Here is a 15115-nt window from a genome sequence, read left to right as displayed (position 1 = left end):
CGACGCATCGAACGGTGGCGAGAAGCTCGTCCCGCCATGGCCTTTGGAATTCGATGATGCGGCTCAGCGACTGTCACAACTTTTCCGATTTCCGGCGGATGGCACAGCAGCGGCTGCCCGGGCCGATCTTCAACTACATCGACGGCGCGGCCGACGATGAGGTCACCTATCGCCGCAACACCGAAAGCTTCGAGACCTGCGACCTTGTTCCCAACGTGCTGCGCGGAGTGAGCGAGGTCGACATGTCGGTGACGGTCATGGGCCAGAAGCTGGCGATGCCGTTCTATTGCTCGCCGACCGCCTTGCAGCGCCTGTTCCACCATCAGGGTGAGCGCGCGGTCGCCAGGGCCGCCGCCAAATACGGCACCATGTTCGGCGTCTCCTCGCTTGGCACCGTCAGCCTCGAGGAGGCGCGCGGCATCAGCAGCAGCCCACAGGTCTACCAGTTCTATTTCCACCGGGACCGAGGTCTTAACCGGGCGATGATGCAGCGCGCAAAGGCGGTCGGCGTCGAGGTGATGATGCTGACCGTCGACAGCATCACCGGGGGAAACCGCGAGCGCGACAAACGCACCGGCTTTGCCATTCCCTTCAAGCTCAATCTCGCCGGAATGGCGCAGTTCGCGCTCAAGCCGGCCTGGGCGATCAATTATTTCACCCATGAGGGGTTCAAGCTGCCGCAGCTCGACGAGCATGTCGACATGGGTGGCGGCACGATGTCGATCAGCCGCTACTTCACCGAGATGCTAGACCCGTCGATGACGTGGGACGACGTGGCCGAGATGGTCAAGCTTTGGTCGGGTCCGTTCTGCCTCAAGGGCGTCATATCGGTGGAGGATGCAAGACGCGCCGTCGACATCGGCTGCAGCGGCATTGTGCTGTCGAACCATGGCGGGCGGCAGCTGGATGGCTCGCGGGCGGCGTTCGATCAGCTTGCCGAGATCGTCGACGCCGTTGGCGACAGGATCGACGTCATCATGGATGGCGGCGTGCAGCGCGGCACCCATGTGCTGAAGGCGCTGTCGCTCGGTGCCAAGGCCGTCGGCGTCGGACGCTACTATCTGTTCCCGCTCGCGGCGGCAGGCCAGCCCGGGGTCGAACGGGCGCTTGAGCAGATGCGGGTCGAGATCGAACGCGGCATGAAGCTGATGGGCTGCAGTTCGATCGAACAATTGTCGCGCAAGAACGTCCGTTTCAGGTAATCTCGACCCATGAAATCCTCCCTCGAAGACACATTGCTCGCCGCGATCCGCACCATTCCGGATTATCCCAAGCCCGGCATCCTGTTTCGCGACATCACCACGCTGCTCGGCAATGCGCGCGCCTTCCGCCGCGCCATCGACGAACTGGTGCATCCCTATGCCGGCCAGAAGATCGACAAGATCGCCGGCATCGAGGCACGTGGATTCATCCTTGGCGGCGCCGTCGCCCATCAGCTCTCGGCCGGTTTCGTGCCGATCCGCAAGAAGGGCAAGCTGCCCTACGAAACGGTGCGCGTCGCCTATAGCCTGGAATATGGGCTGGACGAGATGGAGATGCACAAGGACGGCGTTGCTCCGGGCGAGAAGGTGATCCTTGTCGACGATCTGATCGCCACCGGCGGAACGGCTGAAGCCGCGGTCAAACTTCTGCGCCAGATCGGCGCCGACATCCTCGCTGCCTGTTTTGTCATCGACCTGCCGGACCTCGGCGGCCGCGCCAAGCTCGAAGCCCTCGGTGTGCCGGTCAGAACGCTGATAGGGTTCGAAGGACATTGAGGAGTGCTCTCCCTTCTCCTACAAGAAGGGAGAGGGAAAGTGGCGTTACTCGGCCTTCACCAGAACGGCGCTTTCGAACTCGAGCACCTTGTCGCCGGTGGAATCGAAAGCTTCCGAACGCAGCGCCAGCAGCCGCCAGCCGGGGCGTGAGGCGATTGGGCGGTGCGACAGCGCGGTGCGCGTGAAGGTGATGGTTTGCCCGGCATAGACCGGCTTCAGCCATTTCAGGTTCTTGAAGCCGGGCGAGGGACCGAATTCCGGCACTGGACCGGGACCGCTCCACGCAGCGATCTCGGCGTCCATACGGTTTTCCAGATTGAGTTTCATCCAGGTCGCGGCCGTGTGCCAGCCGGACGCGCAGAGGCCGCCGAGCACACTTTTCTTCGCGGCCTCCTCGTCGATATGGAAGATTTGCGGGTCGTACTTACGGGCGAAGGCCTTGATCGCCTCGGGCTCGAATGAGTGCGAGCCGAGCGTGACGGTGGTGCCGATACGGAAGAACTCGTCCAGTGTCATGCTTGGCTCCCCGCGGCATCGCGCGTGAGGAACATGACGGAGTTCTCGAGCTCGAAGACGCTTTCGCCACGCTGGTTGAACAGTTCGCTGCGCATGGTGACGAAGCCGAGTTGCGGCTTCGATTTCGACAGGCGCTTGGCAATAACCATCAGGGTGCCGGTCAGTTGGTCGCCGGCCAGGACCGGCTTCTTCCATTTGACCTGATCGACTCCGGGCGCGCCCTGGCAGGTCGAGTCCAGCAGGAACGCATCGCACAGCATGCGCATGAACATTGCGCAGGTGTGCCAGCCCGACGCTGCCAGCCCGCCGAGGATGCTGGCCTTACCGGCTTCCTCGTCGAGATGCATCGGCTGCGGGTCGAATTCTCCGGCGAATTCGACGATCTCGGCGGCACTCACGAGCTTCGAGCCGAGGTCGATCGATGCGCCCTCGATGAAGTCCTCATAGGCCCATGTTTTTATCTCTGCAGTCATGGTCTGGAATCCGGCTTGTCGACCCACGATCCCCAGGATCGGGGTTTCCGGATGCAGGCCGGCGTTCGTTTGGTCAAGCGATTTCTACTGCGCCAGCCTGTGGCAGCCGATCGACAGGGCCACTCAGAGCCAGCCGCGGCGGCGGAAGTACCAGAAGGGCAGGATCGCCGACAGCACCATCATGGCGATGGCGAAGGGATAGCCAAGCTCCCATTTCAACTCGGGGATGACGTCGAAATTCATGCCGTAGATCGAGGCGACCAAAGTCGGCGGCAGGAAGATGACGGCGGCGACCGAGAAGATCTTGATGATGGCGTTCTGCTCGATCGAGATCATGCCGAGGGTGGCGTCGAGCAGGAAGGAGATCTTCTGCGACAGGAAGGTGGCGTGGTCGGCGAGCGACAGCACATCGCGCGACAGCGTCTTGATGCGCGCCTTGGTGTCCTTGCTCATCTTGGTGCGGGTCGAGGCATGGGCGAAGAAGCCTGCCAGCCGCTGCAGAGAGATCAGGCTGTCGCGGATCGAAGACGCGATGTCCTCCTTGCGGCCGATGGCTTTCAGCAACTCCTGGAAATCACGGTTGCGCTTGGAAACCTTGGTCGACCGCGCCTCGAATATATCGCGCGAGATCGCCTCGATGTCGCGGCCGGCGCGTTCCAGAATGTCGGCGAGACGGTCGACGATCGCCTCCAGCAAGCCGATCAGGATGGTGTCGCCGCTGGTGCAGCCGGTCGCCACCTTCTCGGCGCGCTGCGGAAAGGTCTTGAAGGCCTTCGGCTCGTGGTAGCGCACCGTGATCAGCCTTGTGCCGGCGAGCACGAAGGTGACCGGCGACATCAAGGGATCGTCGACCTCGGTCTGGGCGGGCAGGGTGGCGGTCATGAAGTAGGCGCCGTCCTCGACATAGAGGCGGCTCGAAATCTCGATCTCCTCCATCTCCTCGCGCGTCGGAATGGCAACGCCGAGCCAGCTCTCGATCGTCGCTTCCTCTTCCTTTGTCGGGTTGAACAGGTCCGCCCAGACGATGGTCTCGCTGTTTGCCAGGAGATCGTCGACGACGCGCAGGCGGTCATTGTCCACGACGAAGGCCTTGATCATCGCCTGATATCCCTTGCTGGGGTCAAAGGGTGCGTTCGGATTGACGCGTCGTGTTGGATTGCACGAGACGGACACTTTCGCCGAAAGCGCCGACCGCGTGCCCCAGCCGATTAGACCCGTGATGTGACAAGGTCAAGGCAGGCCATGCCGCCCGCAAAACAGGTCAACGGCAAGTGCTGTCAACGATGCAGAGAGATAGCGGACGGCACATTGCCGCCCGCCATCTTAGGATACGTCTACCGGGAGTTTGGCAGGATCTGGTGCAGCACGATGGCCCAGACGGCGCCGAAGGCGATCGATGAGCCGAGGATGTACTGCACGAGGTCGGGGAGCGTCTTGACGAAATCCGGCGGCGCCAGCGTGGCAAACAGCGCCATCAGGATCGGCAGACCGATGACCAGCATGTTGCGCTCGGTCAGGGGTGTACCGCGCACGACGCGGAAACCGTTCATGGCGATGACGACGCAGAGGACGCCGAAAACGCCGCCGATGACAGGCCCCGGTATCGAGGCGATGACCGCCGAAAGCTTGCCGATCAGCCCGAACAGCACCAGGAAGATGCCGGCGGCGGCAAAGGCGGCGCGGCTGGCAATGCCGGTGATGGCAATGATGCCGGCATTGGACGAATAGCCGGTCACCGGGGTGCTGCACAGCAGCGCGCTGACCAGGCAGCCGAGGCCTTCACCTGTCGCGCCCTTGTCGAGCTGCTCGTCCGACAGCGGCTTGTCGCTGACGGCGCCGACGGCGAACCAGGTGCCGGTGGTTTCGGCGAGAACGACGATATAGACGATCAGCATCGTCAGTGTCGCCGACAGCGAGAACGTCACGTCGAGATTGAGGAAGGCGATTCGCGGCATGGAAAACCATGTCGCGTCCGCAACGCCCGCCATGTTCAACTGGCCCATGAAGGCGGCGGCCACGCTGCCTGCCACCAGGGCGATGATCACGGACAGCAGGCGCAGCCAGGCGCCCTTCGCGCCAAGTGCCATGCCGGTCAGCATGCAGCCGACGAGGAAGGCAGCGGCGATAAAAGCGAGGACGATGTTGCCGCCGACCGTGGCGGTGCCGTGGACCGCGAACACGCTCTCCTTGAGCGCCACCGGCATCAAGGCGACGCCGACGACGATGATGATCGCACCGCCGACGATGGGCGGTACGAAGCGGTTGACGAGGCGATGGAAGATTCTTGTCGGCGAACCGAGCAGGATGACCAGTATGGCGCCCGGAATGAGCGCTCCGACCACGGCGGAGAGACCGCCAACGCCGCCGCCTGCTCCGAAGGCGATGGCCAGCACCGCGCCGATCGGGACGAAGGACGGCCCCTGGACGACCGGCAGCCGCATCAAAAGCTGCGACTGGATCAGTGTGGCAATGCCTGCGGCCACGAATGCGGACTGGATAAAGGCGCCGGCATCGCCGACGCTGAAGGCGAGCACCGATGCGATGATAAACGGCACGATGTAGACGTCCATCGCCAGTACATGCTGGAGGCCGAGCAGCGCTGCCTTGCCCCATGGCAGCGGATCGTCCGGTTGGGCAATCAATGTGATCTCTGACGCAACGCGTTCCATGTACCGTTCCCCTTCTGACCCCTCTGGAAATTCCCGCTCGATCATGGGATCAGTCGGTGCCGAAGGACAGCGGCCACAACATTTGCCAACTGTTTTTTTGTAGGCCAAGCAGACCGTTAGCCAAACCGGAGCCGCAATGACGAGAGAACCCTTCACGCTGCTCGGCACCGCCTTCCACACGCCCCAACGCGGCAGGCTGGAGGTGCTGAAGGACCATCTGTTCAGCGTCGATGCACAGGGGCGCATCGCGGAAATGCTGGCGCCGGATCATCGCGAGTACGAGGTCAGGCAGAACGCTGCCCGCCTGGCGGGCACGCTTGTTGAGCTTGCCAATGGCCAATTCCTGCTGCCCGGTCTCATCGACCTGCATATCCATGCGCCGCAATGGCCGCAGATGGGCAAGGCGCTGGATGTGCCGCTCGAAGTCTGGCTGCAGAAATACACCTTTCCGCTCGAAGCCCGCTATGCGGATGTCGATTATGCCCGCGAGGTCTATGCCGATCTGGTCGATAACCTGCTGGCCAACGGAACCACCACGGCGCTCTATTTCGCCACGGTCCATGTTGACGCGAGCCTGGCGCTTGCCGAGACCTGTCTTGAGAAGGGTCAACGCGCGCTCGTCGGCAAGGTGGTGATGGACGATCCAGAGCAGTGTCCACCTTTCTACCGCGATGCCGATGCGGCAAGCGCGGTATCGGACACCAGACGGTTCATCGAGGCGGTCAAGTCGCTGGATCCGCGCGACAGGCCGCTCGTCCAGCCGGCGATCACACCGCGCTTCATCCCAAGCTGCACGGATGCGGCGCTGCAAGGACTCGGCGAGCTGGCAACCGAATTCGGCTGCCACGTGCAGACGCATTGCTCGGAGAGCGACTGGGCAAAGCAGTTCGTCGAGACGCGCTTCGGCCGCACCGATGCGGCAAGCCTTGATGGTTTCGGCCTGCTCACCCGGCATACGATCCTGGCGCATTCGAATTTCATCGATGAGCAGGATATGGACCTCATAGAGGAGAGGGGCGCGGCTGTTGCCCATTGCCCGCTGTCCAATTTCTATTTCGCCAATGCCGCATTTCCGCTGCGCGCAGCACTTGACCGGCACATGCACGTCGGGCTCGGAACCGACATTTCCGGAGGCTACAGCCCGTCACTGTTCGATGGCTGCCGACATGCATTGTCAGCGTCGAGGACGCTGCAAAGCGGTGTGCATGCCGGCCTGCCGCCGGAGCAACGCGGTGCGCCCGGCGAACCCATCACGCACCAGGAGGCGTTCTGGCTGGCGACCGCCGGCGGTGCGGAAGCACTTGATCTGCCGACGGGCAATTTTCGCGTCGGCTATGAGTTTGACGCGCTGCTGATCGACACCAGCGCCAGGGCATCGAACATCCACATCGGCATGGCCGACGATACGCTTGAGGAGATATTCCAGAAGATCGTGCTCAACGCAGCGCGGGCCAACATCGCCACGGTCTGGGTGAGTGGCCGGAGGGTAGTTGGGCAATAGCTGGTTTTCCCGGGCTAGCCGGAGAGGGCGCTGATCACGCCGCCACGGCGGCGTGACATCCGTCACATCAGGTGTTGAACTTGAACAACAGCACGTCGCCGTCCTGGACGACATATTCCTTGCCTTCGTCACGCGCCTTGCCGGCTTCCTTGGCCGCCACTTCGCCGCCCAGTGTGACGAAGTCGTTGTAGGAGATGGTCTGGGCGCGGATGAAGCCGCGCTCGAAATCGGTGTGGATGACACCGGCGGCCTGTGGCGCCTTGTCGCCCTTATGGATGGTCCAGGCGCGCGTCTCCTTCGGCCCGGCGGTGAAATAGGTGATGAGATGCAACAGGTCGTAGCCGGCGCGGATGACCTTGTTCAGGCCGGGTTCGTCGAGGCCCAGCGACGACAGGAATTCCATTTCTTCCTCGTCGGAGAGCTGGGCGACTTCCGCCTCGATCGCCGCCGAGATCACCACGGTGCCGGCGCCTTGGGCGGTGGCCATGTTTTCCACGGCACTGGTGTGCTCGTTGCCGGTGGCGGCGTCGGCCTCGGCGACATTGCAGACATAGAGCACGGGATGCGAGGTCAGAAGGTTCAAGCCCTGCAGGATGCGCAAATCTTCGGGCGAAATACCCTTGAGCAGAATGCGGGTCGGCTTGCCGGCCTGCAGCAGTTCGAGCGCTGCCTCCATCAGCGGCAGCACGGTCGTCGCTTCCTTGTCCTTGCTGCCGGCGCGCTTGCGGAATTGCACGATGCGGCGTTCGAGGCTGTCGAGGTCGGCGAGCATCAGCTCGGTCTCGACCGTCTCGGCATCGGCGACGGGGTCGATGCGGCCCTCGACATGGGTGATGTCGTCATCCTCGAAGCAGCGCAGCACATGCACGATGGCGTCGACCTCACGGATGTTGGCGAGAAACTGGTTGCCCAGCCCTTCGCCCTTCGAGGCACCGCGCACCAGACCGGCAATGTCGACGAAGGATATGCGGGTCGGGATGATCTCCTTCGACTTGGCGATCGCGGCGATCTTCTGCAGGCGCGGATCTGGCACCGCCACCTCGCCGGTGTTCGGTTCGATGGTGCAGAATGGATAGTTGGCGGCTTGCGCCGCAGCCGTTCTGGTCAACGCGTTGAAAAGCGTCGACTTGCCGACGTTGGGCAAGCCAACGATGCCGCATTTGAAACCCATTTTTGTTCGGTCCTATCGGGAAAATAGAAATTTGATCAGGGCTATGGGCGATAGGGGTGATCAACGTCAAGCCCTTCGGTCCCCTTGATGCTCAGTCCTTGCCGCCGAACAGCTTCTTCAGCATGGCGGCCATTGGACCGCTTTCCGGCAGCTTGGCTGGCACCTGCTGCGGCCGTGCTTGGCGGACGTGACTTTGCTGCTTCTGCGCCGGCTGCTTCGGTGCCGGCTTTTCCGGTTGCGAGCCGGCCTTGCCCTGGACGGCGAGGCTGGTCTTGTTCATGAAGCCGGACTCGTCGCCCTTGGCGATCATGGCGGCGTTGTCGGCGATCGCGTCGAGCAGCGGTTCGAGCCATTCGCGGTCGGCCTTGTCGAAATCGCCGAGCACATGGTGCTGGACCATTTCCTTGACGCCGGGATGGCCGACGCCGATGCGTACGCGGCGATAGGCGTTGCCGACATGGCCGTCGATCGAGCGAATGCCGTTATGGCCGCCGGCACCGCCGCCAGTCTTTATGCGCAGCTTGCCTTCGGCAAGGTCGATCTCGTCATAGAAGACGGTGAGCGCGGAAAGCTCGAGCTTGTAGAAGCGCAGTGCTTCGCCGACCGACTGGCCGGACAGGTTCATGAAGGTCTGCGGCTTGATCAGGACGATTTTTTCGCCGCCGAGCGTGCCTTCAGAAATCAGGCCCTGGAATTTCTTCGTCCAGGGCGAAAAGGAATGGCGGCGGGCGATTGCGTCCGCCGCCATGAAACCGACATTGTGGCGGTTGCTGGCGTATTTCGCGCCCGGATTGCCGAGGCCTGCAAAGACAAGCATCGTCTGCTCCGGGCGGGAAAGAGTTACTTCTCTTCGGCGGCAGGAGCCGCTTCAGGTGCAGCCGCTTCAGCCGTCTCTTCCGTCTCCGGCTTCATCGCCGACGAACCGGCAATGGTCGCGATGGTGAAGTCGCGGTCGGAGATCACAGGCTTGACGCCAGCCGGCAGCTTGACCGCCGAGATGTGGATCGAGTCGCCGATGTTGGCGCCGGTGAGATCGACGGTGATGAACTCCGGGATCGCATTGGCCGGGCAGTGGAACTCGACTTCGTGACGCACGATGTTGAGCACGCCGCCGCGCTTGATGCCGGGCGACTTGTCTTCATTGATGAAGTGGACAGGCACGTCGACATTGACCTGGGTGTCCTTGCCGATGCGCAGGAAGTCGACATGGACAGGGAAATCCTTGACCGGGTCGAGCTGGAAGTCCTTCGGCAGGACCTGGATCTTCTTGCCGTCGACATCGATCGTGGCGATCGTGGTCAGAAACCCGCCGCCATGGATCTTGTAGTAGATGTCCTTGTAGGTGAGCGCGATAGCCAGGGGAGGCTGCTTGTCACCATAGATTACTGCAGGCACTTTACCGTTGCGGCGAACTGCACGGGCGGACCCCTTACCGACCTGTTCGCGTGCTTCGGCCTTGAGCTCGTAAGTGTCGTGGCTCATGGCATTTCCTTTCGGTTTGTTCTGGAGCGCTCACGGTGGGCAGAGTGCCTGGACCGTAAACGTCGAAAGCCGACATACCCATGCATGATCTGGTCCGAAAACCGGAATCCACTTTTCGGGATCATGCGGGAAGGCGGCCTTCCGCCGCGTTGCCTCCAAGGGTGTCTACGCGGGTGGCGGCTCTATAGCGGAAGGCGGCCGGAGGTGCAAGCCAAAGGCACGCCCGGCCTGGTGCAGTCCAGGCGGTCGCTATCCGCGCTTTTCGATGACGGCATAAAGCACGTTGCGGTTCTCGCCGAAGAACACCTGCGCCTCGACGGTGTTGCGGTCGACGCTGGCATTGACGATGTTCCACATATCGATCTCCGATCTCAGCAGCAACACCCAGTCCATGAATGTCTCCCGGTAGCCGGCGTCAGGCGTGCCCTCGGCGTAGTTCGCAAACAGGAAGGTGCCGTTCGGCTTCAACATCTGCAGGCAGGTCTTCGTGAGTTTCACGGCGACGTTGTGGGCGAGGTAGTCGTAAAGGCCGGAGGCATAGATGAAGTCGAATTTGCCGAGCTTGTGGCCTCGCGTGAGCACGGTTCGCACCGAGCCGTCGATGGCTTCGACCGCGGTGCCCTGGAAGTCGCGCGCGATAAGCCCAACGCTCTGGGGGTCCTGGTCGAGCGCAACCCAGCGCTTGAGCCGGCCCTCCGTCAGGGCGACCGAACGATTGGCTTCCCGCAAATGGCCGGCCGCGATCGCCAGGACCTCGGTTTCCGGTCCATTCTTCGCCGCGATCTGATCGACATATCGGGTCAAGAGATCGCGCCGCTCCCGTGCGGCGACGCATGACGGTACGTTCTGGGTATGGCTGTACAGGGCCTTGCCGATCTCCGAGGCGTTGGCCACGCTCTCTGCCACATGCGGATCGCAATAGATGTAATCAAGCAACTGCGCGTCGCCGGAATAGCCCCTGGGCTTGGTGAAGGACCAGTGCGTCAGCGGATCCTCGAGAAAATACTTCAGGATCGGATGGTTCTGCGCGACCGGTATCAACGCATGCCAGACGTCGGGATGAACCTTGGAATGCAGGCCATTCAGAAAGGACAGCAAGCGACCGACGATCTCGGCCGGGTTCTTGTCCTGTTCGACCTGCTGCTGTGTCGCGTGGAGAATGAGGGCCAGCTCAGCACGCGCGGTTTCGAACGCTTCGCCATGATGCTCGAGCTTTCCCCGAGGCAGCGTGCCGGCGAGCATCTCGGCAGTAATCAAGCTTTTGCCATCAAGAACGGTCTGCACGCCATCACTCCATAGTTAACAGTCGGTTAACTTATTGCGTAGAATGCTCCCTTTGCCAATGTCGGGCCGACGGCATTTTATCGTTATGATTAATTTCCCGCCAACCATGTTCCTCTTTAGACGGCTTTCGGCCCGAATTCCGGGTTCGAGTTAACGGAAACTTGTCTTGCGCGATTGCATTTGTTTGCCCGGCGTCGCAATCGCCGTCGCGTCCAAGGAGCCGGCCCGCGTGGGGGCAGAAGCTGGAAATGAGTTCGGAAAACAAAATCCCTTTCAAACGGGGTCTATTGTGATGAACGAACACCTGTCCTCCGTATTGGTCGATGCGGTTGATGCGGAGCCGTACGAGCCGCGCTACGAACTGGGGGCCGACGAGCTTCGCACCCTTTACCGCACGGAAGCGCAGGCGACGCGAAGAGGGGAAGCCAGGCCAGGGCTTTGGATCGCGGTTGCGATCTATCTCTTGTTTTCGGCAACCGATCTGCTGCTGATCCCGGATGTGGCCGCCTATACGATCACGGCGCGCTTCACGGTCGGATTGAGCGCGCTTTTGATCCTGGAAGCGCAGCTTCGCCATGGCGTCGGGACGGAATGGCTCGACGTGACCTGCGCCGGGGCCATTATCTTTGGCTATGTTGGTTGGCTGTGTCCGGCGATTATGGGCGCGGACAAGGAAAGTGTCTCTTACTATATGGTCTTTGGGACCATATTCATGATGAGCGCCAATCTTTTCTTTACGTTCAATTTCAAGCTTTCTATCGTAACTTCCGCAATAATTTTATGTATACTTTACATTGTAAACTACTTTGTTCCTTCAACCCTCACATACAAAATGGTTTTTGGGGCTTTCTATGTTTCTTGTTTCACGTTCACCTCGTATGTGAACTGGAAACTAAATGAGGAACGCTACAACGTCTTTCTGAATGCCCTGGAAGCCAAGATCCAGCACAATGAGGCGACCGAACGCGGCAAGGCCCTGCTGAGATTGTCGCGGACCGATCCGCTTACAGGTCTGGAGAACCGGCGCGCGATCGACGAGAAGCTGCGGGACTACTGGAGCGATTGGCAAAAGGTCGGCACCAGCTTCGGGGCGATCCTCATCGACGTGGACTTCTTCAAGAAATTCAACGACTGCTACGGCCATCAGGAAGGCGACCGCTGCCTGATCCATGTCGCCAATGCCCTTAGCGAGATGATCAAACAGTATAATGGTTCCATAGGCCGCTACGGCGGCGAAGAGTTCATCGTCCTGGCGCGCATGGAGACAAAAGAGCAGATCCTGAACATCGCGGAAGCCATTTGCAGCACGGTGGAGAACCTGGCGCTTACCCACGAGCTCCGGCGCGACGGCGTCTCGATCGTAACGGTGAGCGTTGGCGCCGCATTCACCAGGACGCAGACCGGGGCCAAGCTGGAGAAGATCATCCACGAGGCCGATCGCGCTCTCTATCTGGCAAAAGCCGGCGGCCGAAATTGTGCCCGGCTGTTCGATCCAACCGATCCGCAAAGCAGCGACGAGAGTGAGAACATTGCGGCCTTGCTGAAGATCGCGATCGGCCAGAATCTCGTTTCACTCGTTTATCAGCCCATCCAGGATGTCAAATCGGACCGGGTCGAAGCGGTGGAGGCTCTGATGCGCCTCAAGATGCTGGACGGCACATCGGTTCCGCCCAGCCTGTTCATTCCCGTCGCCGAACGAACCGGCGCGATCCTGGAACTCGGGCGCTGGGCGATAAGGACAGTGTGCGCCGAGCTCCTGGCAGACGATCACGTCCATGTCGTCAGTGTCAACGTCTCCCCGATCCAGCTTAAGACACCGGGCTTCGCAACGTCTGTTGCGACCATTCTGGGCGAGACCCGCGTCGCCGGCAGCAGACTGGCCTTCGAGATCACCGAAGGGCTGGAGATGGAGATGCATTCGGACATCCTGCGCTGCATCAGCGACCTGAAGCTGCTCGGGATCAAGATATGGCTCGATGATTTCGGGACGGGCTTCGCGGGCCTTTCGTGGCTTCGCCTGATCGATTTCGATACGGTGAAGATCGACCGCTCGTTTCTTCACGACTGCAGCTCCCCGAGCGGCAAGGCAATGCTACAGGACATTATCACCCTGGTCCGAAATCGCGGCCACAAGATCCTGGTCGAAGGGGTGGAAACCGACGAGCAGATGGTCTTGATGCGCGAATTCGGCATAGACAAGATCCAGGGCTTCCATGTCGGCCGCCCCGCTCCCGCCGTCAGTTTCCAGGCAAAGCGGGCCATGCGCAAACGGTCATTTGCCGTGCTTAAGTCCGCATGATGACGTGTGGGCGGTGGCATTTGGCTTAGAGTTTAGGCCGCTATTTGGCCGCGACGGGCCAAAAGCCGAAGTCTAGCTGACTTCACCTGAGCGCCGCGCCGGCTTCCAGTTTCTGGCCTGCTTCATATCGGCAGGAACACCGTCAGCGGGCTGAGCCGCGGCGGATGTCGAGACGCGGCCCGGCACCAAAGACGACCACGTGGAGAAGGCCGGCGCCAGATCAGCCCGACCATCGCCGTCAGGATCATCGCACCATCCGCTTGGTGGACCGGGTCAAGATCGCCACCGGCGGCAAGGTGATTGCGTCTACTTTTTCCTGATGGGGATCTCGCGCAAAACACCTTGCTTCCGCGAAACGGCTCGATCGAGGAATGCTATTCCCTGGATTAGTCTATTAAAACCATATATTTACTTTAATATTTGGCTCCCGGCCCTACCCTGCCAGCTCAACCACGATTGCTTGCAGGATTCCGGAACCGACAATGAGCAAGACCATCCGCTTCAATGCCTTCGAAATGAACTGCGTCGGTCACCAGTCGCCCGGCCTCTGGCGCCACCCGCGTGACCGGTCCTGGGACTACAAGGATCTGGAGTATTGGACAGATCTCGCCAGGCTTTTGGAGGCCGGGTTCTTCGACTCCGTCTTCATCGCCGATGTGATCGGCTATTATGATGTCTACAAGGGCAACCTCGACAATGCGTTGCTGCAAGGCGTGCAAATCCCGGTGAACGATCCGCTGCAGCTCGCCAACCCGATCGCCTTGGCCACCAAACATCTCGGCATCGGCATCACGGCTTCGACGAGCTTTGAGCATCCCTACACCTTCGCACGCCGCCTCTCGACGGCGGACCACCATACCAAGGGCCGTATCGGCTGGAACATCGTCACGTCCTATCTGGAGAGCGGGGCCAAGAACATCGGCCAAGGCGGGCTGCGCAGCCACGACAATCGTTATGACGTTGCAACCGAATATGTCGAAGTCCTCTACAAGCTGTTCGAGGGCAGTTGGGAAGAGGGAGCCGTGCTGCGCGACAAGGAGCGCGGGATATTTGCCGATCCGACAAAAATCCACGAGATCGGCCACAAGGGAAAATATTTCGATGTGCCGGGCTTTCACCTATGCGAACCTTCGCCACAGCGCACGCCCGTTCTCTTCCAGGCCGGCGCCTCGGGTGCCGGCAAGCAGTTCGCCGCCGGCCACGCCGAATGCGTGTTCATCTCGACGCCTCTGAAGGATGCCACCCGCGCCTATGTCGCGGAAATCCGCAAGCGCGCCGCCGAGCAGGGTCGCGATCCGAAAAAGGTGCTGATCTACGCGATGGCAACCATCATCGTCGATGAAACCGACGAAAAGGCACGGGCTAAATATCAGGATTACGCGAACCACGCCTCCTATGACGGCGCCCTGGTCCTGATGTCTGGCTGGACCGGCATCGATTTCGGACACTACAAACCGACGGATACGGTCAAGAAGGTCAAGACAAACGCGATCATCTCCGCCGTCGAGCATCTGGCCGGAGGCGACAAGGTCTGGTCCATCGAAGAGCTTGCAAAATGGGGCGGCATTGGCGGTCTCGGGCCGCTTTTCGTGGGATCGCCATCGACGATCGCCGATCTTCTGCAGGAGTGGGTCGAGGAAACCGACATCGACGGCTTCAACCTGGCTTATGCGCTGGCGCATGACAGCTTTGCCGACGTCATCGGATACGTCGTGCCGGAACTGCAGAAGCGCGGGGTGTACGCGACGCAGTATCGCGAGGGCACACTGCGCGAAAAGCTGTTCGGCGAAGGCCCCTATCTGCCGGCAAACCATCCGGCCCATCGCTTCCGCGACATCGAACGCGTCAAGCGCGACGAGGCCGCGGCGCAATCAACCTTGACCGAAGGGCACGCCCGCCAATCCGAACCGGCCTGACATCATCCCTGCACGGCGCCGAAGGGAAAGCGGCCCGCGCCGCCGGA

Annotated in this window: 13 protein-coding genes; 5 read left to right on the top strand and 8 right to left on the bottom strand. The window is 61.2% G+C overall.

Going from position 1 to position 15115, the window contains the following annotated elements:
• Positions 1-56: 56 nt before the first annotated feature.
• Both NKI69_RS13895 and NKI69_RS13890 read left to right on the top strand, forming a co-directional pair.
• A complete protein-coding gene (locus tag NKI69_RS13895; RefSeq protein ID WP_023809835.1) occupies positions 57-1202 on the top strand; it encodes an alpha-hydroxy acid oxidase in 1146 nt (381 codons plus the stop codon).
• 9 nt (positions 1203-1211) lie between these two features.
• On the top strand, positions 1212-1757 hold the full coding sequence (locus NKI69_RS13890; protein ID WP_013529989.1) for an adenine phosphoribosyltransferase: 546 nt from the start codon (positions 1212-1214) through the stop codon (positions 1755-1757).
• 45 nt (positions 1758-1802) lie between these two features.
• Here the strand turns inward: NKI69_RS13890 and NKI69_RS13885 are convergent, their stop codons facing one another.
• The 4 genes from NKI69_RS13885 to NKI69_RS13870 all read right to left on the bottom strand — a co-directional run bounded on the left by NKI69_RS13885 (position 1803) and on the right by NKI69_RS13870 (position 5415).
• Positions 1803-2273, bottom strand: coding sequence for a MaoC family dehydratase (locus tag NKI69_RS13885; RefSeq protein ID WP_023809834.1), 471 nt, complete (start codon positions 2271-2273; stop codon positions 1803-1805).
• On the bottom strand, positions 2270-2746 hold the full coding sequence (locus NKI69_RS13880) for a MaoC family dehydratase (protein ID WP_023809833.1): 477 nt from the start codon (positions 2744-2746) through the stop codon (positions 2270-2272). Before NKI69_RS13880 ends, NKI69_RS13885 begins: the two co-directional genes overlap by 4 nt.
• 123 nt (positions 2747-2869) lie before the next feature.
• On the bottom strand, positions 2870-3844 hold the full coding sequence (gene corA / locus NKI69_RS13875; RefSeq protein WP_023809832.1) for a magnesium/cobalt transporter CorA: 975 nt from the start codon (positions 3842-3844) through the stop codon (positions 2870-2872).
• Positions 3845-4080: 236 nt separating this feature from the next.
• Positions 4081-5415, bottom strand: a complete 1335-nt coding sequence (locus tag NKI69_RS13870; protein ID WP_352721658.1) for a uracil-xanthine permease family protein — start codon at positions 5413-5415, stop codon at positions 4081-4083.
• 136 nt (positions 5416-5551) lie between these two features.
• Here NKI69_RS13870 and guaD point away from each other — a divergent pair, with 136 nt between their 5' ends.
• Positions 5552-6916 carry a guanine deaminase gene (gene guaD / locus NKI69_RS13865; protein ID WP_023809830.1) on the top strand — a complete coding sequence of 455 codons (1365 nt, stop codon included), beginning with the start codon at positions 5552-5554 and terminating at the stop codon, positions 6914-6916.
• Positions 6917-6983: 67 nt separating this feature from the next.
• Here the strand turns inward: guaD and ychF are convergent, their stop codons facing one another.
• The 4 genes from ychF to NKI69_RS13845 all read right to left on the bottom strand — a co-directional run bounded on the left by ychF (position 6984) and on the right by NKI69_RS13845 (position 10853).
• Positions 6984-8087 (bottom strand): redox-regulated ATPase YchF, encoded by a 1104-nt coding sequence (ychF, locus tag NKI69_RS13860; RefSeq protein ID WP_023809829.1) that lies wholly within the window; start codon positions 8085-8087, stop codon positions 6984-6986.
• Positions 8088-8178: 91 nt separating this feature from the next.
• Positions 8179-8904: an aminoacyl-tRNA hydrolase gene (pth, locus tag NKI69_RS13855; RefSeq protein WP_352553450.1), complete on the bottom strand. Its 726-nt coding sequence runs from the start codon at positions 8902-8904 to the stop codon at positions 8179-8181.
• Between the two features lie 23 nt (positions 8905-8927).
• Positions 8928-9569, bottom strand: coding sequence for a 50S ribosomal protein L25/general stress protein Ctc (locus NKI69_RS13850; RefSeq protein WP_023809827.1), 642 nt, complete (start codon positions 9567-9569; stop codon positions 8928-8930).
• Positions 9570-9818: 249 nt separating this feature from the next.
• Complete coding sequence (locus NKI69_RS13845; RefSeq protein WP_023809826.1) at positions 9819-10853, bottom strand: class I SAM-dependent methyltransferase; 1035 nt, start codon at positions 10851-10853, stop codon at positions 9819-9821.
• Positions 10854-11145: 292 nt separating this feature from the next.
• Between NKI69_RS13845 and NKI69_RS13840 the strand changes: the two genes are divergently transcribed.
• Positions 11146-13152, top strand: a complete 2007-nt coding sequence (locus tag NKI69_RS13840) for a putative bifunctional diguanylate cyclase/phosphodiesterase (RefSeq protein ID WP_128303836.1) — start codon at positions 11146-11148, stop codon at positions 13150-13152.
• Between the two features lie 482 nt (positions 13153-13634).
• Positions 13635-15068: an LLM class flavin-dependent oxidoreductase gene (locus NKI69_RS13835; protein WP_352553454.1), complete on the top strand. Its 1434-nt coding sequence runs from the start codon at positions 13635-13637 to the stop codon at positions 15066-15068.
• Positions 15069-15115: the final 47 nt, after the last annotated feature.

It is taken from the genome of Mesorhizobium sp. M0491 (genome assembly GCF_040321265.1).
Lineage (GTDB): Bacteria > Pseudomonadota > Alphaproteobacteria > Rhizobiales > Rhizobiaceae > Mesorhizobium.
This window is presented reverse-complemented; position numbering and strand designations above follow the sequence as displayed.